Source organism: Metasolibacillus meyeri (assembly GCF_003049505.1).
Lineage (GTDB): Bacteria > Bacillota > Bacilli > Bacillales_A > Planococcaceae > Metasolibacillus > Metasolibacillus meyeri.
In genome coordinates, this window is record NZ_PYWN01000042.1 from 13,702 (window position 1) to 39,516 (window position 25,815).

24 protein-coding genes and 1 pseudogene are annotated in these 25,815 nt (G+C 40.4%); 7 read left to right on the plus strand and 18 right to left on the minus strand.

What is annotated here, in order from left to right; genetic code table 11:
- Window positions 1-17: 17 nt before the first annotated feature.
- The 5 genes and pseudogenes from priA to C9J34_RS07375 form a co-directional block, all read right to left on the minus strand.
- Window positions 18-2,432, minus strand: a complete 2,415-nt coding sequence (gene priA, locus C9J34_RS07355; RefSeq protein ID WP_107839211.1) for a primosomal protein N' — start codon at window positions 2,430-2,432, stop codon at window positions 18-20.
- Window positions 2,433-2,452: 20 nt separating this feature from the next.
- A pseudogene (gene coaBC / locus C9J34_RS07360) lies at window positions 2,453-2,986 on the minus strand (bifunctional phosphopantothenoylcysteine decarboxylase/phosphopantothenate--cysteine ligase CoaBC); the annotation flags it as partial.
- A 72-nt stretch (window positions 2,987-3,058) separates the two neighbouring features.
- The gene (rpoZ, locus tag C9J34_RS07365; RefSeq protein ID WP_107839212.1) at window positions 3,059-3,283 is read right to left on the minus strand and encodes a DNA-directed RNA polymerase subunit omega; all 225 of its coding nucleotides are present in this window, start codon (window positions 3,281-3,283) and stop codon (window positions 3,059-3,061) included.
- A gap of 3 nt (window positions 3,284-3,286) precedes the next feature.
- Entirely contained in the window at window positions 3,287-3,904 is a 618-nt protein-coding gene (gene gmk / locus C9J34_RS07370; protein ID WP_107839213.1) for a guanylate kinase, read from the minus strand.
- A 22-nt stretch (window positions 3,905-3,926) separates the two neighbouring features.
- Window positions 3,927-4,802 (minus strand): YicC/YloC family endoribonuclease, encoded by an 876-nt coding sequence (locus C9J34_RS07375; RefSeq protein WP_107839214.1) that lies wholly within the window; start codon window positions 4,800-4,802, stop codon window positions 3,927-3,929.
- A 304-nt stretch (window positions 4,803-5,106) separates the two neighbouring features.
- Between C9J34_RS07375 and C9J34_RS07380 the strand changes: the two genes are divergently transcribed.
- The 5 genes from C9J34_RS07380 (at window position 5,107) to C9J34_RS07395 (ending at window position 9,124) form a co-directional block, all read left to right on the plus strand.
- Window positions 5,107-6,771 carry an Rqc2 family fibronectin-binding protein gene (locus C9J34_RS07380; protein WP_107839215.1) on the plus strand — a complete coding sequence of 555 codons (1,665 nt, stop codon included), beginning with the start codon at window positions 5,107-5,109 and terminating at the stop codon, window positions 6,769-6,771.
- A 259-nt stretch (window positions 6,772-7,030) separates the two neighbouring features.
- Window positions 7,031-7,171 carry a hypothetical protein gene (locus C9J34_RS21885; protein ID WP_193768928.1) on the plus strand — a complete coding sequence of 47 codons (141 nt, stop codon included), beginning with the start codon at window positions 7,031-7,033 and terminating at the stop codon, window positions 7,169-7,171.
- A gap of 144 nt (window positions 7,172-7,315) precedes the next feature.
- Window positions 7,316-8,095: a class I SAM-dependent methyltransferase gene (locus C9J34_RS07385; protein WP_107839216.1), complete on the plus strand. Its 780-nt coding sequence runs from the start codon at window positions 7,316-7,318 to the stop codon at window positions 8,093-8,095.
- Between the two features lie 29 nt (window positions 8,096-8,124).
- Entirely contained in the window at window positions 8,125-8,514 is a 390-nt protein-coding gene (locus C9J34_RS07390; RefSeq protein ID WP_238600594.1) for an NUDIX hydrolase, read from the plus strand.
- A gap of 91 nt (window positions 8,515-8,605) precedes the next feature.
- Window positions 8,606-9,124 carry a GNAT family N-acetyltransferase gene (locus tag C9J34_RS07395; protein WP_107839218.1) on the plus strand — a complete coding sequence of 173 codons (519 nt, stop codon included), beginning with the start codon at window positions 8,606-8,608 and terminating at the stop codon, window positions 9,122-9,124.
- A gap of 249 nt (window positions 9,125-9,373) precedes the next feature.
- On the opposite strand, the gene pyrE is transcribed toward C9J34_RS07395, so the two are convergent.
- The 12 genes from pyrE to lspA form a co-directional block, all read right to left on the minus strand.
- Window positions 9,374-10,003, minus strand: a complete 630-nt coding sequence (gene pyrE / locus C9J34_RS07400; RefSeq protein WP_107839219.1) for an orotate phosphoribosyltransferase — start codon at window positions 10,001-10,003, stop codon at window positions 9,374-9,376.
- Window position 10,004: 1 nt separating this feature from the next.
- A complete protein-coding gene (gene pyrF, locus C9J34_RS07405; RefSeq protein WP_107839220.1) occupies window positions 10,005-10,712 on the minus strand; it encodes an orotidine-5'-phosphate decarboxylase in 708 nt (235 codons plus the stop codon).
- Entirely contained in the window at window positions 10,712-11,623 is a 912-nt protein-coding gene (locus tag C9J34_RS07410; protein WP_107839221.1) for a dihydroorotate dehydrogenase, read from the minus strand. The genes pyrF and C9J34_RS07410 overlap by 1 nt, the downstream gene beginning before the upstream one ends.
- Window positions 11,620-12,393, minus strand: coding sequence for a dihydroorotate dehydrogenase electron transfer subunit (locus C9J34_RS07415; RefSeq protein WP_107839222.1), 774 nt, complete (start codon window positions 12,391-12,393; stop codon window positions 11,620-11,622). Before C9J34_RS07415 ends, C9J34_RS07410 begins: the two co-directional genes overlap by 4 nt.
- The gene (gene carB / locus C9J34_RS07420) at window positions 12,390-15,590 is read right to left on the minus strand and encodes a carbamoyl-phosphate synthase large subunit (protein WP_107839223.1); all 3,201 of its coding nucleotides are present in this window, start codon (window positions 15,588-15,590) and stop codon (window positions 12,390-12,392) included. Before carB ends, C9J34_RS07415 begins: the two co-directional genes overlap by 4 nt.
- Complete coding sequence (locus C9J34_RS07425; protein WP_107839224.1) at window positions 15,583-16,677, minus strand: carbamoyl phosphate synthase small subunit; 1,095 nt, start codon at window positions 16,675-16,677, stop codon at window positions 15,583-15,585. Before C9J34_RS07425 ends, carB begins: the two co-directional genes overlap by 8 nt.
- A gap of 2 nt (window positions 16,678-16,679) precedes the next feature.
- Window positions 16,680-17,954: a dihydroorotase gene (locus tag C9J34_RS07430; protein WP_107839225.1), complete on the minus strand. Its 1,275-nt coding sequence runs from the start codon at window positions 17,952-17,954 to the stop codon at window positions 16,680-16,682.
- A 1-nt stretch (window position 17,955) separates the two neighbouring features.
- A complete protein-coding gene (locus C9J34_RS07435; RefSeq protein ID WP_107839226.1) occupies window positions 17,956-18,834 on the minus strand; it encodes an aspartate carbamoyltransferase catalytic subunit in 879 nt (292 codons plus the stop codon).
- Window positions 18,835-18,867: 33 nt separating this feature from the next.
- Window positions 18,868-20,199: a solute carrier family 23 protein gene (locus C9J34_RS07440; protein WP_107839227.1), complete on the minus strand. Its 1,332-nt coding sequence runs from the start codon at window positions 20,197-20,199 to the stop codon at window positions 18,868-18,870.
- Window positions 20,200-20,326: 127 nt separating this feature from the next.
- Complete coding sequence (gene pyrR, locus C9J34_RS07445; RefSeq protein WP_107839228.1) at window positions 20,327-20,905, minus strand: bifunctional pyr operon transcriptional regulator/uracil phosphoribosyltransferase PyrR; 579 nt, start codon at window positions 20,903-20,905, stop codon at window positions 20,327-20,329.
- A gap of 220 nt (window positions 20,906-21,125) precedes the next feature.
- Complete coding sequence (locus tag C9J34_RS07450; RefSeq protein WP_107839229.1) at window positions 21,126-22,031, minus strand: RluA family pseudouridine synthase; 906 nt, start codon at window positions 22,029-22,031, stop codon at window positions 21,126-21,128.
- Entirely contained in the window at window positions 22,028-22,507 is a 480-nt protein-coding gene (gene lspA / locus C9J34_RS07455; RefSeq protein WP_107839230.1) for a signal peptidase II, read from the minus strand. Before lspA ends, C9J34_RS07450 begins: the two co-directional genes overlap by 4 nt.
- 164 nt (window positions 22,508-22,671) lie before the next feature.
- On the opposite strand from lspA, the gene C9J34_RS07460 reads away from it, so the two are divergent.
- Together C9J34_RS07460 and C9J34_RS07465 are read left to right on the plus strand one after the other, a co-directional pair.
- Window positions 22,672-23,754, plus strand: a complete 1,083-nt coding sequence (locus tag C9J34_RS07460) for a type III polyketide synthase (protein WP_107839231.1) — start codon at window positions 22,672-22,674, stop codon at window positions 23,752-23,754.
- Window positions 23,751-24,278: an isoprenylcysteine carboxyl methyltransferase family protein gene (locus C9J34_RS07465; protein WP_420799122.1), complete on the plus strand. Its 528-nt coding sequence runs from the start codon at window positions 23,751-23,753 to the stop codon at window positions 24,276-24,278. Before C9J34_RS07460 ends, C9J34_RS07465 begins: the two co-directional genes overlap by 4 nt.
- A 58-nt stretch (window positions 24,279-24,336) precedes the next feature.
- Here the strand turns inward: C9J34_RS07465 and C9J34_RS07470 are convergent, their stop codons facing one another.
- Entirely contained in the window at window positions 24,337-25,566 is a 1,230-nt protein-coding gene (locus C9J34_RS07470) for an EAL and HDOD domain-containing protein (protein WP_107839233.1), read from the minus strand.
- Window positions 25,567-25,815: the final 249 nt, after the last annotated feature.

Sequence of the window (25,815 nt, forward strand, 5' to 3'; positions counted from 1 at the left end):
TAAATCCTTCTTTCTTTCTAAATGACAGATGGATCGAGGTCTACAATTAGTTGAATCCCCTTTTTACTCCAATCTGTGCGATATATTTTAATCAATTGCAATAATGTATCAATCAAGTTTGGTTCTCTTTTGTATTTTATCAAACATTGGTAGCGATATCTATTGTTGAGACGGCTAATACTCGCTGTTGTCGGACCGATAATCGACACGTTAAACGATAAATTTGAACGCAAATAATCCGCCACTCGCCCCGCATATTCTGCCGCCATTATTACATCCTCATGTGATACTTGCACGAGCGCTAAATAATAATACGGTGGGTAACCTGCCTGATGACGAGATTGCATTTCCCTCAAATAAAACGGCTCATATTGCTGTTCCTGTGCTAGTTCAATGGCATAATGCTCTGGCGTATATGTTTGAATAATGACTTCACCTGGTAAATCATGACGCCCTGCCCGACCGCTTACTTGTGTCAATAATTGAAATGTACGCTCACCTGATCGGTAATCAGGTAAATGCAAGGATGTATCTGCACTTAACACCCCAACTAACGTAATATTTGGGAAATCAAGCCCTTTGGCAATCATTTGTGTGCCGAGTAAAATATCCGCTTGTCCACTCCCGAATATATCTAATAGTTGCTCATGCGCACCCTTTTGTGACGTTGTATCAACATCCATGCGCACAATTCTAGCTTCTGGGAACAGCTTATAAATTTCCTCTTCCACTTTTTGCGTACCTGTACCGAAAAAGCGAATATGCTCGCTTTGGCATTGCGGACAGCTTTGCGGTACATATTCGTCATAGCCGCAGTAATGGCATTTTAATTTTTCATTATAGCGATGGTACGTTAAAGAAATATCACAATTCGGGCATTGCACAACTGTTCCACAATCACGGCACAACACAAAGCTTGAATAACCACGGCGGTTTAAAAACAACACGATTTGCTCTTTACGCATTAAGCGCTCACGCATTCCCTCAATTAAACTTGTTGAAAACATCGAACGATTACCTAGCTTTAACTCCTCGCGCATATCGACAACTGTAACGCTCGGCAACGCTTGTTGCTTGGCACGCTCCTTTAATGATAAGAGCGTATAAACATTTTTTTTCGCGCGCGCATATGATTCAAGCGCTGGCGTTGCGCTCCCTAAAATTACAGGACATTGATGAAATTCACTGCGCCAAATCGCCACATCACGCGCATGATAACGAGGAGCATCCTCTTGCTTGTATGTCGATTCATGCTCCTCATCTAAAATAATAAGTCCGACATGTTGAAATGGGGCAAAAATAGCAGAACGTGCGCCAACAACAACTTTCACTTTGCCTTGCTGGATTTTGCGCCATTCATCGTATTTTTCACCAACCGACAATCCACTATGCATAACAGCGACTAACTCACCAAAGCGCGAACGAAAGCGCTCTGTCATTTGCGGGGTCAGCGAAATTTCAGGCACAAGCATAATCGCCTCTTTACCGTCTTGTAACGCTTGTTGAATCGCCTGCAAATACACTTCAGTTTTGCCACTCCCTGTGACACCATGTAACAGAAATGTTTCATTATGCTGTTGTTCCATCGCTGCTGTAATTTGATTTAATGCTTGATCTTGTTCATCTGTTAAACGTAACGCCATTGTTTGCACTATATCCTTGGTAAACGGGTCGCGATACACTTCCTCTTGAATAAATTGTGCCGCGCCACTTTCAATAAGTGCCTGCAAAACCGTTGCCGTTACACTTGCTTGCTCGTAAATTTCCTCTGGTGCGAAAATTTCACCACAATGATTTTGCATCCACTCCGCCAATTGAATTTGCTTTTTTGCTCGCTTCGATAGCTGCTGCTTGATTTTATCTATATAGTCTGCTTCTACATGAATTTGTACTTTGCGAATTTCTTTAATATTGCCTTGCTGCTTCACTTCGTTTTCAATACGAACATAGCCCTTTTTGATTGCTTGCTTCAATTCTTTTAATAGCTCTTGCTTTTCAAATTGCTTGAAATTTATTTTTTGCGATTTTTGGAAGAAGGATGCTAATGAAGGGTCAAGTTGCTCTAGCTCTACTTGTAAATACACCATCTTTTCATATTTTGCGCGTAATGCGGATGGCAACATCACTTGCAACGCATCAATTTCATAGCAAATCGTTTGCTTTTTTAGCCATTTTGCTAAGCGCAGCATTTCCTCTGTTAATACAGGCTCTATATCTAAAACTTGTGTAATCGGCTTTATTTTATCAAGTGGTACATCCGTTTCACTCGCAAGTTCCACGACAAAGCCAAGCACATTACGTGGCCCAAATGGTACTTTAACACGACAACCACATTCAATTAAATCATGCCAATCCGCTGGTATCAGGTAGTCAAACGGGCGGTCAACAGGGTAGGCCGCCACATCGACGATGACTTTTGCAATGCGTGTCATTGCTACTGCGCTCCTTCTTTAAAATGCGCAAGCACGAGCGCTGTAATTTTTTCTGGCTCCTCTAAGCGCCCTTTCCCGATATAGCCACATGCTAAAAATCCTTCAGAAGGCTCGATAAAATGGCAGCCATCCTCATGCAATTGCTGAATATTACGCTTCACTGCTGGGTGGTCATACATATGCACATTCATCGCAGGGGCAATCCAAACAGGCGCTGTTGTTGCAAGTAATGTCGTCGTTACCATATCATCCGCAATACCATTTGCCAGCTTGCCAATAACATTCGCCGTTGCAGGCGCAACAATAACTAAATCCGCCCAGTCTGATAAATCGATATGGGCAATGACGCTTGAATCCTTTTCATCAAATGTATCAAAAAAAACATCATTTTTAGACATGACTTGGAAGCTTAATGGCGTGACAAACTGCCTTGCAGATGAGGTCATTATCACTTTTACATTCATTCCTGCCTGCGATAACTTACTTACGAGCGCTACCGCTTTATAAACGGCAATGCCTCCTGTCACACATAATAAAATATTTTTTTTGCTCATCGATTTCTCACCCTTTCAAACGATAAGCTCCCAAAGAACATTTTCTCGGGAGCTACATCATTAGTCTTTCGGTTAAATTTCATCCTCGTAAATAGTTGAAGCGTCTGCTGCTTCTCTACGTAAAACACCTGCTGCTACTTCCTCTAAAGCACGCCCTACAGGTTTGTATGATACATACTTACCAAGCTTTTCGCCACCTTGCTCCTGCATTTGACGTGCGCGCTTAGAAGCTAAGCTCACAAGTGAATATTTTGAATCGATTTCCTTTTTTAAAGTATCTACTGATGGGTATAACATGAATTATTCTCCTCTCAACATTGACAAATATATTTTTTCGACGCGCTCACGTCGGCAATGTTCTGCTTTAATAATAGCATTGATTTTATCGCACGCATTTTGCACTTCATCATTTTCTACAACATAGTCATAAAGGCTCATCATTTCAAGCTCTTCACGCGCCGTAGCAATGCGCTTTGCAATAATATCTTCTGTTTCTGTTCCTCGACCAACTAAGCGTTCCTTTAATTCTGAGAGGCTTGGTGGTGCTAAAAAAATAAATAGTGCATCTGGTGCTTTTGCGCGAATTTGCGCAGCGCCCTGCACTTCAATTTCTAAAAATACATCTCGCCCTGCTTCAAGTGTATCATTTACGTAAGCAAGCGGCGTACCGTAGTAATTTCCTACAAATTCCGCATGCTCTAATAAACCACCTTGCTCAATTAATGCTTCAAATTCCTCACGTGTTTTAAAGAAATAGTCTATACCATCTATTTCTCCTTCACGAGGCTGACGTGTTGTCATCGAAATCGAATATTCGTAATTGGTATTCGCCTGTGAGAATAATTCCTTACGAACCGTTCCTTTACCAACGCCAGATGGACCAGATAATACAATTAATAAGCCACGTTGTTTTCTCATTGATTTTTAAAACTCCCTTTAGCTATTCAATATTTTGAACTTGCTCACGCATTTTTTCTAAAATTGCCTTTGCCTGTACGACAGCGATTGAGCTTTCAGAAGATTGATTTTTCGAGCCAATCGTATTAATTTCTCGATGCATTTCCTGCATTAAGAAATCAAGCTTCCGCCCAATTGCACCTTGTTCATTCAATGTTTCTTCAAGCTGTCCAAAATGACTATCAAGACGGTCTAGCTCCTCCGTAATATCGACACGCTCTGCAAATAATGCTACTTCCATTAACAAACGTTCCTCTAGTAGCTGCCCACTGACAATTTCTTCGATGCGCGTTTTTAAACGCTCACGGTACTTTCTCACAGCATCTGGTGATGTCATGCGAATTTGCGCAATTTGCTGTTGTAATTGTTCTTTATATTGTAACATAACTAGCTTTAATTCTTGCCCTTCACGCTCACGCATCTGCACTAAATTTTCAATTGCTTCCTGCATTGCTCGCTCTACAGAAGCTAAGAAGTCATCTTGCACTGCCTCTTGTTTTTCAACGACCAAGACTTGATTAAGCATCGCAATCTCCTGCATCGACCACTTTTCCTGCATCGCAATTTTCTGTGACAACGCTTCTTTCGCATTTATGTATGCTTCAAGTAAAGCCCAATTAATTTGTACATACTGCTCTTCTGCTTGAAGCTCCTTCACTACAATGAGTACATCTAGCTTTCCGCGTGAAATGGCTGTAGAAAGCATCTTTTTTGCTAATACTTCCGCTTCCATCCACTCTTTCGGAAATTTTGTGCTGATTTCTAAAAAGCGATGATTCACAGCGCGAACTTCAACCGTTAATTGATGTGATTTCGTCGTTGTGACACCCCTGCCAAAGCCTGTCATACTACGCACCAAGGTACGTCACACCTTCCTTTAAAATACTGCAAACCATTATAACATAGTATGGACCATTTTTTCGTGCATTTTAAAGAAAAACCTTCAACTAGAGCATTACGTAGGAAAAATGCTATGATAAAGTGAAACTTCAAACAACAGGGGTAGCTTCCCCATTGTTTGTTAGCTTTCATCAATCGGGCTTTTACGGACAGTTACCTCTCGCCATTTTCTTTTTGCCCTAGCAAGCATACTGTTGCAAATAAGATTACTGTCCGTTAATGCGGGATAGAAGAATCAAGTAATGAACGAAAGAGGAATGAATATGGCTTTTGATGGATTATTTACACGCGCAATGGCGCAGGAACTACAACAATTAACAACAGGACGCATTACAAAAATTCACCAGCCGAATGCGATGGAAGTCGTACTTCATATTCGAGCAAACGGTGCAAATCATAAACTTATCATTTCTATCCATCCTTCTTATGCACGCATACATGTAACAGAGCAGACAATTGATAACCCTGCCGAGCCGCCAATGTTTTGCATGTTGCTGCGCAAGCACTTAGAGGGAGGCTTTATTCACGCAATTACACAGGATGGAACCGAGCGTATTTTACATATGCTTGTTGAAAGTAAAAATGAAATTGGCGACCCTATTATGCGCAAGCTGATTATTGAAATTATGGGCAGACATAGCAACTGCATATTAGTTGATGCAGATAATGACAAAATACTCGATAGCTTAAAACATTTACCACCATCTTTAAATAGCTACCGTACTGTTTTGCCAGGGCAAGCATATATTGCTCCACCAGCACAGCATAAGGTGAATCCATATGAAGCGACAGGCGAAGATTTTTTTGCTGAGCCGAAAAGTGCAAAAGAGGTGGTTGCTCATTTTGCAGGCTTCTCACCATTACATGCTGAGGAATTATTAGCTCGTTTGTCACATAATTCAACTGTATTTCAGCCATTTTTGCAGGAGCTAACGACTGCGGCAAACCCTACCTATGTCGAAGTGGATGGCAAGGTTTCATTCTCACCAAGCGACCTGACACATTTAGCAGGGCATGTTACGACATACCCAACGCTCGGCACTTTGTTAGATCGCGTCTTTTTTGCAAGAGCTGAACGCGAACGTGTGAAGCAACAAGCAGGAGATTTAGAACGCTGGCTCAGCAATGAGGTTGATAAGTTAAAACTCAAAATAAAAAAGCTAAAAAAGGACTACGAGCAAGCTTCAAAGCTCGACCAATTGCAACTATATGGTGAGCTATTAATGGCCAATATTTATCAGTTTGCAAAAGGGCAAGAAAGCGTAACAGTGGAAAACTACTATAATGGCGAAACTGTAACAATTGCGATTAACCCGCGTAAAACACCGATTGATAATGCACAGCACTACTTCCAGCGCTACAATAAAGCAAAAAATGCGCTCGTGATGATTGAGGAACAGCTCAAAAAAACAAGTGCAGATATCGACTATTTTGAAATGCTTGCACAGCAAGTTACTCAAGCAGCGCCAAGCGATATCGAGGAAATTCGTGAGGAATTAGCGGAGCAAGGATTTTTACGCCTACGTGCCTCAAAGAAAAAGAAAAAGCCGACAAAGCCAATGCCAGAGCAATTTGTCTCTTCAACAGGCATAGTTATTTCTGTCGGTAAAAACAACAAACAAAATGATTTCTTAACATTTAAATTAGCAAAGAAAAATGAGATTTGGCTACATACAAAGGATATTCCTGGTTCTCATGTCGTCATCCATAGCGAAACACCTGACGAAACGACACTACATGAAGCGGCTATGCTTAGCGCCTATTTTAGCAAAGCGCGAGAATCTGCCTCCGTCCCTGTCGACTACACAGAAATTCGCCAAGTCAAAAAGCCAAACGGTTCAAAGCCGGGCTTCGTCATTTATTTCGAGCAAAAAACATTGTACGTCACACCTGATGATGAATTGGTATTGAAGCTGAAGAAAAAATAAAACGGAAAGGGGTTTGTCCAAGTCGGATAGCCCCTTGTTTGTGGTTTGGTTGAGCGAATTTTGGCATCTTGCGGGCGAATTTCACTGTTTAACGGGCGAATATGGATGTCTCACGGGCGAATTCATCTATCCGTTGAGCGAATCACTACTTTTGAACTATGAAATCTACTTCTGATTTTTAAAATTTTTTCAATTCCATATTTACATATTATTCAGAATATTATATAATTTATAAATATTCAATTAGGAGGTGCTGCATATGGCATATAAAGTATATTTAGAGCAAGTACAAAGCAAACATCCATATACTTATGAGGAAACTTGCGACAACAATAATTCTTACTTACACGAGGAGCGTTGTGAAGACACAATCGATTACTTCGGCGATAATGACTTCTAACAAAGGAGCATAATTATGACAACTGGAGATATTTAGGAAATGTATGGTAGATGATGCCATACATTTTTTGTTTTTAAATAGACTTGAAAATGATAATTTGTTAAAATTTTCATTCAATATCATTTTATAAAGGAGCATGAGTATATGACATTACTGAATCCAACAACTTTTTCTAACTGGTTAATACCCCATTCCGTCGAGTGGTATGAGCAATTAGGCAACCTCCAACAGCGCTATGAATATTCATGGGCTTCTACTCTTACAGGACCAAATGGAGAATCTCTATTTGATGAAATCGTCGCTCAAGCTATCATGGGCAAGAAAGTATTAGATGTTGGCTGTGGACATGGTGACTTTACAATGAAATGTAGCTTATTAGCAAAGGATATCGTTGGCTTTGATGTAACCAATCATTTTATTCAAACAGGTCTCAACAACACGAGACCGAATGCCTCCTTCGTTATGGGAAACACAAAAGACGGATTACCTTTTCCAAAAGATGAATTCGATTGTGCCTACATAAGGAAAGGCCCTACCTCTGCCTACCTATCTCTTAAAAATGTTGTGAAAAAAGGTGGTACAGTTATTGGATTACACCCTGGAGATACAATAGGTAAGGAGCTACCTATTTTATTTCCTAATCTTTTCGAACCTACTATCGGAACACCTATTTTAAACAAAATTAAAGAAAATCTTGCAAGTAGCGACTTTTCAGAGTCCACGATTGAAACAATCAATAGCATTGAGTATATTCACTCACCAGAAGACATATTAAAGCTGCGCTGCTTTGGTCAGCATCCATCTATTTATGAAGCGCTGAAAGAAAAAAACAGAGATGAAATCACTGCTATTTTTGAACAACATGCAACAACTAGTGGGTTACCGATTACATATTCACGCTATATTGTGAAAGTATCAATTTAATAGAATTGGGTGAAAAAATGAACTATCAGATGACATCAGCATGCCTCGTATTGAATGAGCAAAAAGAAATCCTTTTAAAGAAAGGCCCAAAGCGTGGCTGGGAGCTACCTGGTGGAATGGTTGAATTGAATGAAACTTTTAAAGAAGCCGCTATACGAGAAGTGCGAGAAGAAACAGGTATAGAAATTGTAATCGAGCGCTTTTGTGGAATCTCACAAGAATTAAGTAAGCAATTATGCAATATTTGGTGGATAGGTAGACCAATAAGTGGTAACCTAACTACAAGTAACGAAAGTTTAGAAGTGGGCTTTTATAGCCTAGAACAGGCTTTGCAATTAATAACGAACGAAGATTTTAAAGCGGAGTTAGTAGCTTGCTTTCATGAATCTGCTCAGCCGTTCACTCTATTCTTTGATTAACCATAGAACAGGAGAGTTGTTGCCATTAAGATATCCCATTTTGTTTTAGCTATTGACATGGCTTTCAAATTATAATAGGGGGTGTTACTTTATGAATGACTTAAATACGGAAAGATTAAGGATTATTGCTTTGAACGCAGAAAATCTAAGGTTATTAATTAGTAATCAAAAACAGCTAGAATCCAATTTATCATTAAATGAATCAAGCACTATGCTTAATCAAGAACTTAAGCAGGCTATGGAAGTCCGGCTTTCAAAAGTTTTAATGGATGATAAGCAAAAATATTTTTGGCATACCAACTGGCTCATCGTCTCAAAAGATATAAACAAAATTATTGGAGGAATCATGATAAAAGGTCCTCCTAATAATAACGGAGAAGTAGTGATTGGTTATTACACTAATGCTGAGCATCAAGGAAATGGCTTTATGACTGAGGCTGTAGGCAATTTTAAAAATTGGCTGTTAACTAATGATGATGTGATTTACGTTATTGCTGATACGGAAAAAGATAATATTGCGTCACATAAAGTATTAGAAAAGAACAATGCAGAGCTGTATAAAGAAACAGAAGTGTTATTCTTTTGGAGGTTTTCTCTCAATACCCCTTAATATTATATAGTGGGGTTCTCTAGTGCTAGTTTTATTCCACGTTTTCAAACATTTATTCCACGTTTTCGGAAGTTTATTCTACGTTCCAAAAAAATTCCCTTTGAAATGAGAAAAAAGTTCGGCTGCTCGCCGAACTCTTTTCTGTTGCGAAACTTAAAGCTCTCCTGCTTTAAGCAGTGAAAGTTTGACTACTCGTCAAACTTTTTATCCGTTGTGTACCTGCCGCTTCGCTTTCGGTACATAGCAAACTTAAAGCTCTCCTGCTTTAAGTTTGCTATGCCACTCCTTCAAAAATGGAATGTGTTCTTCTGAAACATTGCCTGATTCAGAAGCTGCTTCTACTAAATAATCAAAGTTTGTTAAAGAAACATATTTTACGCCGATTTCATCGAAGGCTTTTTCTGCTTTTGGTAGGTTGTATGTGTAAACACATACTACGCCTAGTACTTCACAGCCTGCCGCGCGTAGTGCTTCTACCGCAGTGATCGATGAGCCACCTGTTGAGACGATGTCTTCTACTACGACTACTTTTTGACCTGCTGCGTATTTACCTTCGATTTGCTTGCCACGACCATGTTCTTTTGCTTTTGAGCGCACATAGACCATTGGTAATTGTAAAATGTCTGCTACCCAAGCAGCATGTGGAATACCTGCTGTTGCTGTGCCTGCTACCACTTCTACTTCTGGGAAAAATTCTTTGATGTTCGCTGCTAAACCGTTTGCGATTTGCTTACGGATTGCTGGGTCTGAGATTGTTAGACGTGTATCACAGTAAATTGGTGATTTGATGCCTGATGCCCATGTGAATAGATCTGTTGGATTTAGTTCTACTGCGCCTACTTGTAACATTCCCGCAGCGATTTCTTTTTGTAATGTCATGTTATTGTGCCTCCCATAATTGACAAACTTCTTTATATGCTTCAACTGGATTTGCTGCGCCTGTAATGGCACGCCCTACAACGATTAATGAAGAACCGTCATGCTTTGCGCCGTCCGGTGTTGCGATGCGCTTTTGATCATGTGCATCGCCACCTAGCATACGGATGCCTGGTGTTACGCGTAAAAAGTCTTCGCCACACACTTCGGCAACTGCTTGTGCTTCATGAACAGAACATACGACACCGTCTAAGCCAGCTTCTTTTGTTAGCTTGGCATAATGCAATACCGACTCCTGCAATGATAAAACAATTTTTTGCTCCGCTTGCATTTGCTCTTCGGTTGTCGATGTTAATTGTGTCACAGCGATTAATGCCGGACGCTTGTTGCCTGCTGTTGTGCCAGCTTCTAAGCCTTGTAAAGCGCCTTCCATCATTGGTCTGCCACCTGCTGCATGGACATTGATTAAATCAATGCCTAAGCGTGCTAAACCTTTCATTGCAGATTGCACTGTATTTGGAATATCATGAAGCTTTAAGTCTAAAAAGATAGCATGTCCTTGCTCCTTGATTTTATTGACAATGCTTGGACCTTCCTGCATATAAAGTTCCATGCCGACTTTCACGAACAATGGTTCATTAAATTGTTGTAAAAAGTTAAACACTTCTTTCTCACTAGGAAAGTCTAGTGCAATAATTGGTTTGTTGTTCATTAACGGTGGCTCCTTCCAATAATTTCTGAAATATGCTCTACACCTAGCTCGTCTAGCTTCGCTGGTAATGCATCGATGATTGTTGGGCAGACGAAGTGGTCGACGAAGTTTGCTGTGCCAACCGCTACAGCTGATGCCCCCGCTGACATAAAGTCGATTACGTCCTGTGCATTCGTGATACCACCCATGCCGATAATCGGAATTTCCACTGCTTTGTAGACATCATAGACCATACGGATTGCCACAGGCTTTACGGCTGGGCCAGATAAACCGCCCGTACCATTCGCAATAACAGGTTTGCCTGTTTTTTCATGTAAACGCATGCCGACCAATGTGTTAATCATTGTAATGCCGTCTGCTCCACCTGCTTCTACTGCTTTTGCAATATCTACAACATTGGTAACATTTGGTGATAGTTTGACATAAACAGGAACGCTTGATACCGCTTTTACAGCTGCTGTTAATTCTTGCGCTGTCGCTGGGTCTGTACCGAATTGAATTCCGCCACATTTAACATTCGGGCAAGAAATGTTTAATTCAAGTGCTTTGACATTTCGTGCAGTTGAAATTTGACGTGCTACCTCTACATAGTCAGACACTTCTGTTCCAGCTACGTTTGCGATAATCGGGACGTCATAGCCTTCTAAAAACTTTAATTCCTCGTTCATTACTTTTTCAAGACCTGGATTTTGTAAACCAATTGCATTCAGCATACCTGCCGCTGTTTCTGCTACACGTGGTGTCGGATTACCTGCGCGTGTTTCGAGCGTCGTTGCCTTAATCATAATTGCACCTAGCTTTGATAGATCATAAAGCTGTGCGTATTCGCGACCGAAGCCGAAGCAGCCTGATGCGGGCATAATCGGGTTTTTCAATGATAGTCCTGGTAATTCTAAGTTAATGCGGCTCATAGTTGGACAACTCCTTTCGGGAATACTGGCCCATCTGAGCACACTTTTACATAATCTTTTTCCACTTTGTCTGTTGTTTGACAAACGCAAGCGAAGCAAGCACCGATACCACAGCCCATACGCTCTTCAAATGATAAATAGCCTTCCTTTTCTGGGTAGGCATTTTCCATCGCCTTTAACATTGGCAGTGGACCACAGCAATAAAATGCATCAAATTCTGGCTTTAGCTCATCAAGCAATGTTGTGACAAAGCCTTTTGTCCCTTTTGTCCCATCTACTGTTACATAATATGTGTCGCCTAGTTTGCTAAATTGTTGCTCATAAAATGTTACATTTTCCGATTGGAAGCCAAGTACATGAATTGTGCGAACACCACGCGCATTGAGCTGTTTCGCTAATTCATGCAATGGTGGTACGCCGATTCCTCCACCTACTAATAGCGCTGTGCCACCCGCTGGCACAGCTTCAACAGGGAAGCCGTGACCAAGTGGACCTAATACATCTATTTGTTGACCTGTAGCTGCTAATGATAGCACTTCTGTTCCGCGACCTTCCGCACGATAAATCATCGTAAACTGGCTATTGTCTTTATTGACATCAGCGATACTAATTGGTCGGCGCAATAGTGGCTCCAATGTGTCCGATACTTTGACATGGACGAACTGCCCAGGCGTCATAGCCTGAACAAGCTCTCCATGTAGTACAAGCTCGAAAATATTATGCGCAATTTTTGCTTGGCGAACGACTGTCATACGTTCACTTTGAATCATGAATGCTTAACCTCCGCCTTTGGCATTTCTTCTGCTGTAAATGTCATCGACTCGATTACACGTAGCATTGCCTCTGCTGTATCTAAAGATGTTAAACATGGTACTCCATTTTCTACCGATTCACGGCGAATACGGAAGCCATCACGCGCTGGTTGTTTGCCTTTTGTTAATGTGTTGATAACTAATTGTGCCTCACCATTTTGAATCACATCGATTAATGTTTTGCCTTTTGCCCCGATTTTTTCTACAACATCTGTGCGTACGCCTGCCGCTTCAAAGCTGCGTGCTGTTCCTTCTGTTGCCATAATGCGATAGCCTACTTTTGAGAAGCGTTTAGCGATAACAATTGCTTCTTCTTTATCTTTGTCCGATACCGTGAATAATACTGTACCGTATGTTTTAATTTCTGTACCAGCTGCTACTAAGCCTTTGTAAAGTGCTTTTTCTAATGTAGCATCTTTCCCCATTACTTCGCCTGTTGATTTCATTTCAGGGCCCAATGTGATGTCGACGCGACGCAGCTTCGCGAATGAGAATACCGGTACTTTGACGAATACGCCCGCTTGCTCTGGTGCTAAGCCTGTTGGGTAGCCTTGTGCTGGAATCGATTGACCTAAAATCGCTTTTGTTGCGATATTCGCCATCGGGATATTCGTAATTTTACTTAAGAACGGTACTGTACGCGATGAACGTGGATTTACTTCAATTACGTAAATTTCACCTTTGCTCATAACATATTGAATATTCATCAAACCAACGATGCCTAAGCCTTTTGCTAAGCGCGTTGTATAATCTACTAGCGTTTCTTGCTGCGCAGCCGTTAATTTTTGCGGTGGGTAGACAGAAATCGAGTCACCTGAGTGAACACCTGCACGCTCGATATGCTCCATAATACCTGGGATTAAGACATTTTCACCATCACAAATTGCGTCAACCTCAATTTCTTGACCTGTTAAATAGCGGTCAACTAATACTGGATGGTCTGGAGAAGCTTCTACCGCATGCTCCATATAGTGCGCTAATTCTTCCATATTATAAACGATTTCCATTGCACGACCGCCAAGTACGTAGGATGGACGTACTAATACAGGGAAGCCAAGCTTTTCAGCAATCACCATTGCCCCTTCTGCTGAAGTGGCTGTATCACCAGGAGGCTGTGGAATGTCTAATGCTTGTAATGCTTGCTCGAATTTATCACGGTTTTCCGCGCGGTCGATATCTTCTAATGTCGTACCTAAAATTTTCACGCCGTTTGCTTCTAATTTATCTGCTAAATTAATCGCTGTTTGTCCACCGAATTGCACAACTACGCCGATTGGTTGCTCTAAATCGATGATGTGCATCACGTCCTCGATTGTTAATGGCTCAAAGTACAGCTTGTCTGAAATTGAGAAGTCTGTTGATACCGTTTCAGGGTTTGAGTTAATAATAATTGCCTCATAGCCTGCTTCTTGAATCGCCCATACAGAATGCACTGTCGCATAGTCGAACTCTACACCTTGACCGATGCGAATCGGACCTGAACCTAGTACAACAACAGATGGCTTATCAGAGCGCACCGATTCGTTTTCGTCTTCATATGTGCCGTAGAAGTATGGTGTTTGTGATTCGAATTCTGCCGCACATGTATCTACCATTTTATAAACAGGGATAATGCCGTTTTCTTTACGCAATGCGTAAATTGCTGCTTCTGTTGTGTCCCAAAGCTCCGCAATCTTTTTATCCGCAAAGCCTAAACGTTTTGCTGTGCGCAATACATCTTTGTCGTTTTTATTAGCTGCTACTGTGCTCTCCATCGTCACGATTTTTTCTAGCTTTTTCAGGAACCATAAGTCAATTGCTGACCATTCGTGAATTTGCTCGATTGTGACACCACGACGTAACGCCTCACCGATGAAGAATAATCGCTCATCGCCCGCTTTGCGAATACGCTTTTCAATCCAAGCATCTGTTAGCTCCTCAGGGTGTTTCATTTCGATATGGACATGACCTGTTTCCAGTGAGCGAACCGCTTTTAATAATGCTTCTTCAAATGTACGACCAAGTGCCATTACTTCACCTGTCGCCTTCATTTGCGTACCTAAATTACGCTTCGCTGATTCGAATTTATCGAATGGCCAACGAGGAATTTTCGCTACGATATAGTCAAGTGCTGGCTCAAAGCAAGCGTATGTTGAACCTGTTACAGGGTTTTTAATTTCATCTAATGTTAAACCTACTGCAATTTTCGCCGCTAGCTTCGCAATTGGATAGCCTGTTGCTTTTGATGCTAATGCAGATGAGCGAGAAACACGTGGGTTTACTTCGATTACATAGTATTGGAAGCTATTTGGGTCTAGTGCTAATTGTACGTTACAGCCACCTTCAATTTTTAATGCGCGGATAATATCTAAAGAGATATTACGCAACATTTGATATTCACGGTCAGATAATGTTTGAGATGGTGCGACAACAATCGAGTCACCTGTATGAATACCAACTGGGTCAAAGTTTTCCATATTACATACAACAATCGCATTGTCCGCAGCATCGCGCATTACTTCATACTCAATCTCTTTAAAGCCTGCGATTGATTTTTCAAGTAAACATTGTGTCACTGGTGAATATTTCAAACCCGATGTCACGATTTCCTCTAGCTCTTGATCATTGTGACAAATACCACCGCCTGTACCGCCTAATGTGAAGGCTGGACGTACGATAACAGGGTAGCCGATTTTTTCAACGAAGCGCTTCGCTTCATCTAAATTATGGATAATATCCGATTCAGGCACAGGTGCACCTAGCTCATACATTAAATTACGGAATAAATCGCGGTCTTCCGCTTTATGAATGGCATCAAGCTTCGTTCCTAAAATTTCAATGCCTAGCTCATCTAAAATACCTGATTCATCTAATTCAATCGCCATGTTTAAACCAGTTTGCCCACCAAGTGTTGGCAAAATTGCATCTGGACGCTCTTTACGTAAAATACGTGAAACGAATTCTAATGAAATTGGCTCGATATATACTTTATCTGCAATTTCTGTATCTGTCATAATTGTCGCAGGGTTTGAGTTAATTAAAATAACGCGGTAGCCCTCTTCTTTTAACGATAAACAAGCTTGTGTACCAGCATAGTCAAATTCTGCTGCTTGACCGATCACGATTGGGCCTGAGCCGATTACTAAAATTGTGTTGATATCTGTACGTTTAGGCATGTTTTTTCTCCTTTTCTGCTTCCATCATGTCAATGAATTCATCGAATAAATGATTTGAGTCTTCTGGGCCTGGTGAAGCTTCAGGGTGATATTGCACAGTGAAGATTGGATGTGTTTTATGGCGTACCCCTTCAACTGTTCCATCATTTAACGCGATATGTGTAATTTCTAAATCTGTATTCCCTAATGATTCTACATCAATCGCGTAGCCATGGTTTTGAGATGTCAACTCTGTACGCCCTGTGCGCAAATCTTTCACAGGATGGTTCGCCCCACGGTGTCCGAATGGTAATTTAAAGCTTGTTGCACCGCTCGCTAATGCAAATAGCTGGTGACCTAAGCAAATACCGAAAATCGGCACTTGACCAATTAATTTTTTAATCGTTTCCACACCTTCTGTTACATCCGCTGGGTCTCCAGGGCCATTTGATAACATTACGCCATCTGGATGCCATGCTAAAATTTGCTCTGCTGATGTGTTGTAAGGTACCACTAAGACATCACAATCGCGTTTATTTAATTCGCGTAAAATACCATGCTTCATACCGAAATCCATTACAACAACGCGCTGACCACGACCTGGTGATGGGTATGCCGCTTTTGGTGACACTTCTTTTACATGGTGTGTAATCAGTGGTGTTGCTTGTAATTGTGCAACAATTTCATCCACATTTACTTCCTCATCTGCCGCTGTTAAAATCGCACGCACTGCACCTTTTGAGCGAATAATACGTGTTAATTTACGCGTATCAATGCCTTCAATTCCTGGGATATCCTGACTTGTTAAATAGTCATTTAATGTTGTATCACAGCGGAAATTTGACGGATGTTCCTCTAGCTCACGCACGACAAAGCCACGAATTGCTGGCGTAATGCTTTCAAAATCATCACGATTAATGCCATAGTTTCCGATTAACGGATATGTTAATGTAACAATTTGTCCATAAAAAGAAGGATCTGATAATGTTTCTTGATAGCCTACCATACCTGTTGTAAAGACTACCTCACCTTGTGACGCTCTATCGCTACCGAATGCAGCACCACTAAATACTGTGCCATCCTCTAAAATTAATAAACGCTTTTTCATGATTATTGTGCCTCCTCGAATGCGATTTTACCTTCTACCATCGTTAATACCGGCCAGCCTTTTGCTACCCAGCCGTTAAATGGTGTGTTGCGACCTTTTGAAACAAATCCTTCTGCATCAATCGTTTGCTCTTTGTTTAAATCGATAATTGTTAAGTCTGCTGATGCGCCTACTGTTAATGTACCGTATGGTAAATCAAAAATCTGAGAAGGTTTCACTGTCATCCAGTTAATTAATTGCTTTAATGTCCATTTCCCTGTTTCAACAAAGCTTGTATATAAAAGTGGGAATGCTGTTTCAAAGCCAACGATACCGAATGGTGCTCCTACCATCCCACAGCATTTTTCTTCGACTGTGTGCGGTGCATGGTCTGTTGCGATACAATCGATCGTGCCATCTAATAATGCCGCATGTAAAGAATCTTTATCGTCTGCTGCACGTAATGGTGGGTTCATTTTCCAGTTTGCATCATCTGAAGGGATGTCCATTTCTTCAAGTAATAAGTGATGTGGACAAACCTCTGCTGTCACGCGAATACCTGCAGCTTTTGCATCGCGTACTGCGCGCACAGATTCCTTCGTTGATACGTGACAAACATGATAGCGAGCACCTGCTGCTTCCGCTAATAATACATCACGTGCGATTTGTACTGATTCACAAATTGATGGAATACCTGGTAGACCAAGCTCTTTATTACGTGTTCCTTCATGCATAACCCCTTCATAAATAAGTGAGTTATCTTCACAGTGCGCCACAACGACTGCATCAATGCGTGCTGCTTCCTTCATTTGCTCATACATCGTTGCTGCTAGCTGAATGCCGACACCGTCATCTGAGAAGGCTACTGCCCCTTGTGCTTTTAGCTCTTCCATATTTGTACGTACCTCACCTGAAATGTCTTTCGTTAGTGAGCCGTATGGTAATACACGAATGACAGCACTGTCTTGAATCAAGCCGTTGATTAATTGCATGTTTTCAATTGAATCGGGTACTGGCTTCGTATTTGGCATTGCACAAATTGTTGTAAAACCACCTTTTGCTGCTGATGCTGTCCCTGTCGCAATTGTTTCTTTATGCTCGAAGCCTGGCTCACGTAAATGTGTATGTACATCAACAAAGCCTGGTGCTACTAAGTTGCCTTTTCCATCAATCACTTGCGCATGTGCTGGCTGTTCGCCGCCGATTGCTGTAATTTTGCCTTCTTCAATCGTAATGCTTGTCGTTACTAGCTCGCTTGCTTCGTTCACCATTTTGATGTTGTGGATAAATGTTGTCATATTATTCTCTCCCCTTCAAAATTGTTTCTAAAATTGCCATACGTGCAAAAACGCCGTTACGTACTTGCTGGAAAATACGCGAACGTTCACATTCCACTAGCTCATCAGCGATTTCCACATCCCGATTCACAGGTGCAGGGTGCATAATGATTGCCCCATCCTTCATTTGTGCCTCACGCTCCACCGTTAAGCCATATTGCTCATGGTAGCTTTCTTTAGAAAAGCTTTTACTTACTGAATGACGCTCATGCTGAATGCGCAGCAACATAATCACATCGCTATCATGAATAAGCTCATCCCATGAATGATGTGCTTCAAATTGTCCTGCCCATTCTTCTGGGCATAGGAAGCGAACATTCGCCCCTAGCTTCGTTAAAGCGGCTGCATTCGATTTCGCTACACGACTATGTGAAATATCCCCAACAATCGTAATCTTTAAATTTTCGAATGTGCCAAATTCCTTTTGAATTGTATATAAATCAAGCAGACTTTGTGACGGATGTTGACCTGCTCCATCCCCTGCATTGATGACAGCACAATTAATGCCTTCTAAAAGCTCATTGTAATATTCATCTTCTTTTGCCCGAATAACAACTGCATCTAACCCAATCATTTCAAGCGTCTTTACTGTATCGTACATCGTTTCACCCTTTAATGCACTCGAAAATCCTGCGTCGAAGGGAATAACTGTACAACCTATACGGTGCTCCGCCATTTCAAAGCTTGTTTTCGTTCTCGTACTCGGCTCAAAAAATAAATTAGCGACATTGTAGGAGCGTGCTAACTGTGATCCTTCACCATTCTCAAAGGCTCTTGCTCGCTCTAGTATGTGTAAAATTTCTTCATTCGTTAAATGCTCCATGGATAATAAATTTTTCATTTTCATGCCTCCAGTTACAATGTGCTAAGATTTTTATTCTTCATCTAAATTGGCAACCGTTTTTTCACGCCCTGGTAATAGCAAGTTTAATAAAACACCGACGATTGCTGCTAATGCCATCCCTTCTACTGCAAACGCCTCTGTGAAGTGGAAGGCTGCACCGCCTATACCGATGACTAAAATAACAGATGAAATCACTAAGTTACGGTTGTTGCCAAAGTCGATATTGTTTTCAACAAGCATACGTAAGCCACTTGATGCGATAATCCCAAAGAGTAAGATTGAAATACCACCTAGCACAGCTGTTGGTATCGTTTGAATCAACGCCATCGCTTTCCCTACGAAAGAGAAGACAATTGCAAGTACTGCGGCACCTAAAATCACGTACACTGAGTAGACACGGGTAATTGCAAGTACGCCGATATTTTCACCGTATGTCGTTTTCGGTGGACCACCGATTAAAGCGCTCAAAAATGTCCCAATTCCGTCCCCTAATATCGAACGATGTAAGCCTGGATCTTTAATATAATTGCGCTTGACAACTTTCCCTAATACAAGCTGATGCCCGATATGCTCCGACAATGTTACGATGACAATCGGCACCATCGCCCAGAAGATTTTGGAAGTAACCGTAAATTCATAATGGATACCTGGTATTAAAAAGTCTGGTAGCGCAAGCCATTGTGCTTCACTCACTGCTGTGAAATCGACAATTCCGAGGATGACAGCGTATAGATAACCGATAATGATACCGAGCAAAATCGGCATTGCACTTAAAATATTTTTAAAATACACCGTGAAAATAATAGCTGAAAATAGCGTAACTAATGCTACTGTAAAATGCTTAAAGCTATAAACCGTCTCTTTCACCATTTCGCCTGTTGCTGCATCTAGCGTCTCAACTTTAATATTCATCGCCATATCGACAGCAGTTCCAGCTAACCCTAGACCAATCACCATAATGACTGGCGCAACAACGATTGGTGGTAAAATGCCCATTAACCATTTGTAGCCTGTCTTCCATATGACTAATGACACAATTCCATATGTAAGCCCTACAAGCATCGCACCAATCATCGCGTTCCCTGGATTGATGCTCTCACCATTGTTTAACCCAGCTGCAATCGATATCGGTGCGATAAAGGCGAATGAAGAGCCTAAGTAAGCTGGTACTTTAAACTGTGTAATTAAAAGAAAAACAATTGTAGCAATTCCGCTCGTTAATAAGGCAATTGCAGGGCTTAAGCCAACTAGCTTTGGCACTAAGATTGTCGCGCCAAACATGGCAAACATGTGCTGGAAACTTAAAGTAACTAGTTGAATGCCAGATGGCTTTTCATGAATATCTAATAGCGGCTTTGACATATCGTTCCTCCTAATTTTTATCCCGTATTAACAGGCTGTACTTCTACGACGGGTAACACAGACCTCACTCCAAATCATTAGGTACAGCCAAAGTATAGAACAGCCTGTAAAAACCCGATTGGTGAAACTACCAATCAGTGGGGAGGAAAGCCTTCCCCATTGATTGAAGGTTCACTTTATGAATACTTACTTGATCTAGCTCGTCCACTTCCGTCAAACTTACAACAATACGCTCTTGACCTGATGTCGGGATATTTTTCCCTACATAATCCGCACGAATGGGTAATTCACGATGCCCACGATCCACTAAAACAGCTAGCTGAATTTGTGTTGGTCTTCCTAAATCCATAATTGCATCAAGTGCTGCGCGCACGGTACGTCCTGTGTACAACACATCGTCAACTAAAACAATTTTTTGTTCGCCTACTTTGTAGTCAATTGCTACTTGCTGTACTTGTGCTTCATCTTGTTTTGTCGTCAAATCATCGCGGTATAATGTAATATCAAGCTCCCCTGTGCGAATGGGCTTGCCTTCGATTTTCTCAATGCGCTCCGCTAATCGCTTAGCTAAAAAGGCACCGCGTGTTTTAATTCCTACTAAAATACATTCATCAATTCCTTTGTTACGCTCAATGATTTCATGTGCGATACGTGTCAAAGCACGATTCATTGAGGCACTATCAAGCAAAACGTTAATATTGGACATATGTAATCCCCTTTCTTTCGCTATGCAAAAAACCTCTCAAGCAGTTTGCTTGAGAGGTTGAAAAGTCCGTGTTGAAATAACGCGTAGTAAGAATTTTGCGCACAAAAATCCCCTACACTTCACAAGTTACCTTCTCAGCCTCTCTGGACTGCCATTAAAGGTGCAATATTCATTTTTAACTGCTACTTATTATAATGCTATCTCAAGATACTGTCAATAACTATTGACGTAACTCTGTAAGTAATTGTTGAAAGTCCTCTGGAAGCGGTGAAGAAAACTCTAAATACTCGCCTGTAGCCGGATGGATAAAGCCTAAAATTCCTGCATGAAGAACTTGTCCATCAAAATCAATTGTTTTTTTCAGCCCATATTTTGGATCTCCTACTAGTGGAAAACCAATGTATTGCATATGAACACGAATTTGATGCGTGCGTCCTGTTTCTAAGCGACATTCTACTAACGTATAATCCCCAAATCGTTCAATTACTTGGAAATGTGTCACAGCATTTTTACCATTATCAACAATTGCTTGTTTTTGACGATCCTTTGTATCGCGTCCAATTGGCGCATCGATTGTTCCTTTATCATGTGCAATATGACCGTGCACTAAGGCTGTATATTTACGTGTCACTGATTTTTCTACAAGCTGGTTGACTAAAGATTCATGTGCAACATCATTTTTGGCAACCATTAATAAGCCTGACGTATCTTTATCAATACGATGGACAATCCCTGGTCGTAGTACACCGTTAATGCCAGATAAATCCTTACAATGATGCATTAAACCATTGACCAAGGTACCTGTCATATGCCCTGGTGCAGGGTGAACAACCATTCCTTTTGGCTTGTTGACAACAACAACATCCGCATCCTCATAAACGATGTTTAATGCCAAATCTTCCGCAATTACTTCTAATGATTCTGGTTCTGGAACATCAACTTCAATGATGTCGCCTTCCCTCACCTTATATTTTGCTTTCACTTCTGCGCCATTCACTTTCACAACACCGTCTGTTACCCAATTGTTAATTTGTGTGCGTGACCATTCTTCTTGCAAGCTTGCTAGCGCTTTATCAATACGCTCTCCTGCTTGTTGTGCTTCAATTGTATATGTGACTACTGTCATTGTTTCACCTTTTTCTTTTGTTGTTGGTCGTCTAAAATAACGGCAATTAATAGCATGACAACCGCAATCGATAATGCGGCATCCGCTACGTTAAAAATCGGAAATTCATAATTGATAATAGGAATAAGAACATCTACAAAATCAACGACTTCTCCTCTAAATAAGCGGTCGATAAAGTTTCCTACCGCTCCACCAAATAATAACATTAAACTTGCTTGGAACAACGGCTTGCCTTTTGCTTCTGTATAGAAAAAATAAAGAATAGCAATGATAACACCGATTGTTACGATTGTAAACAGCCACATTTGCCCTTGTAGCATGCCCCAAGCTGCGCCTTTATTGCGGTGTGATAATAAACCGAGCCACGGGTCCCAAATGCCAATACGCTCGCCAACCTCCATATTTTTAACGATCATCCATTTTGTAATTTGATCTAATAAAATAGCTAGTATCGCTATTCCATAATATTTTTTCAAAAATGCCGCCTCCGTTTACACAATATGCTCTTTATTTTACCACAGACTGGGACGGACGAATAATATTATCTTCTCTACCGTATTTCATTCCTCTATGAAAAAGGCATGTTCTTCCACCTTCCTTGCATACATTACATCATACTTGAATTGGAGGGAAAGTTTATATGCCTAAAATTTGCTCAATTAGTACATATCAAGCACCTTACACATTAACGCAGCAGGATGCACAGCAATTAACAAAAGAGCTTTTTCAACAGCAGATGCCTCGACTCGAGAGACTATTGAAAGTTTTTGATAATGGAGGCATTGCAACGCGACAGCTCTGTGTATCACCTGAGTGGCATCGCACACCACATTCGTTCGCGGAGCGCAATCAATTATATGTAGAACTAGCAACACAGTATAGCATTGAAGTCATTCAACAATGCTTAAAAAATCAAGAGTTTCTCGTCTCTCCTATCGCTCCATCTGATATTGATGCGATTATTTTTGTTAGTACAACCGGTTTAGCTACCCCTAGTGTTGATGCGCGTGTTATGAATAACTTACCTTTCTCTGATCGACTAAGACGTATACCACTTTGGGGACTTGGCTGTGCTGGTGGTGCGGCAGGTATTAGTCGAGCATTTGATTTCTGCCAAGCGTACCCAACGGCGAAAGTGCTTGTCGTTTGTGTAGAACTTTGTAGCTTAACATTCCAAACGGAGGATGTGCGCAAAAGCAATATCGTTGGTGCTTCATTATTCGCTGACGGTGCTGCTGCTGTTCTCATATGCGGTGATAAAGCAAATATCGAGCTACAGTGCAATATGCCCTATATTATTCATAGCGCTTCTAAATTATTGCCTAATTCTGAACAAGTAATGGGCTGGGATGTGCAAAACAGTGGCTTACATGTTATTTTCCAAAAAAGCATTCCTGCAATTATTCATAGCTGGCTACCTTCATTTATTACAGAATTTTTAGAAGAGCAATATTTAACAGAACGTGATGTGGCACATTTTATCGCACACCCCGGTGGAAAAAAAGTGCTTGAAGCTTATCAACAGGCGTTGTGCCTAACAAATGAACAAACAGTAATTGCTCAGACGGTGTTACAACAATATGGTAATATGTCTTCACCTACTGTGCTCTATGTGCTAGAGCAATTTATGTTACAAAACAAAGAATCCAATGAGTTTGGTATGCTCGTTGCGTTAGGACCTGGTTTTTGTGGTGAAGCTGTATTAGTAAAATGGGGGGCATGAGGATGGCCTATTTATTTCTAGCCATTGTTATTTTACAACGCTTCACAGAATTAATTATTGCACGTCATAATGAGCGCTGGCTACGTGCACAAGGCGCTTATGAGGTAGGAGCATCACACTATCCGTACATGCTTGCACTGCATAGCAGCTTTTTTATTATCTTAATTTTAGAAATAACATTGAAAAAAACGTTAGTGTCTCCTGTGTTTTTGCTATTGTTGTTATTATTTATCGGTGTTCAAGCAATGCGTATATGGTGCATCTATTCTTTAGGGCGCTTTTGGAACACAAAAATTTTTATTTTGCCGAATGCAACAGTCGTTCGCAAAGGACCTTATCGCTTTTTGCGCCATCCTAATTATATTGTTGTCAGCCTAGAATTTCTTATACTCCCCTTCATGTTCCAAGCTTATTTCAGCGCATTTATTTTCACTGTGTTAAACGTTGCCATGCTATCTGTACGTATTCCAATTGAGGAACGAGCATTACGACAAGCAACTGATTATAGCAAAGCCTTTAAATAAAGAAATTTAAGAAACTACATCGAAAGGAGCTAGCTTCTCTTTTCAATGTAGTTTCTTTTCATAGTAATTTTTCAGCCCAAGTTAATGCTTCATTATACAAATCATCCATTTCATAAGCATCTAAGCCTAAAGCGGCTCCTATTTCCTCAAGTTTATCCCACTCTAACTTACTTAGCGTAATGCTAAATTGTAAATAAGGCGTGATATCTGTTTGGTGACCTAAAAGTGTATGAATAACATTGTTCGATAAAGGAAGCTTTTGTAGGATCTCTTCTAAATTGCTTCTTAATAGTGTATCAATTAATGAAAACATACCTGTTAAAAAATATTCTGACGGATTTTGATTATGATGACGCTTCGCTAGCAATTCACACACTTTCGCTCTAAAGAAAGATGAACGCATAATTTCTTCATAAAAACCTCCGCTATCTCCAAAATGTTGCTCGCTCATCGCTATAAAATAAATCCATTTTCTTAAGTTCGGTAGCCCAAACATCATGATGGCCTGTCTAACCGATTGAATTTTCGATTTGGACTGTACGGTCGTAATATTGATTGTTTGTAAAAGCTTATACGTCAATGATAAATCATTTTCTATACTTTCAGCTACTAACTGAACATCCGGCTCTTCATCATTTAACAACACTAATGTATTTAAATATTGAATTGTATTAGAGGGGATACTCGTGCCAGCCAACGTTTGCGGCTTTTCAAAAAAATAGCCTTGGAATAATGTATATCCTAAATATTTAGCACTATTAAAATCATCATATGTTTCCACTTTTTCTGCTAGCAATTGAATATGTGGAAAATTCATTTTTACTTTTCTCTCGACTTTATAGCGCTCCTCCACAGGAGACAGTAAAAAGTCAATTTTAATATAGTCTACATATTGAAATAGTTCATCGTATTCTTCTATTTGCTCATTTAAAATAAAATCATCCAGTGCAATTTGAAAACCTTTTTCTTTTAATCTTCGTACTCTTGCAGTAAGCTTTTTTGTAATCGGAATATCTTCCAGTATTTCAACTACTATTTGAGTAGGTTCTAACCAATCAAAAATAGAACTATATAATAAATTCTCAGTAAAATTCACAAAAACAGGCTTCTCCTTCATCACTCTTTCTGCACCAAAAAGAAGAAGAGTATTTACCAACACTTTTACCGTTGCAGTGTCAGAATCAATATTAGGGAATTCGTTTAAATCTTTGCTTCTATACAATAATTCATAAGCAATAACTTCCTTTTTAACATTAAGGATTGGTTGTCTTCCAACAAAAATCTCCATCTCATTACCCTTCTTTTTATATAATTTATTGTACAATTATTCCATTTATTTTTGTGAAAAATATACACTTAAGTATTAAGTCATAAATAATTTCTGAACATCACCAATTTATGAAAAAGCTTAGCTGTATAGCATTATATATAATATATGAGAAAAAATAAACTTAAATTTCTTACTTTTAGTATAGGTAAATTACGAATAACTAAAAAGGACTGAAGGACCTAATATTTTAATCTTGAGTATCTCATA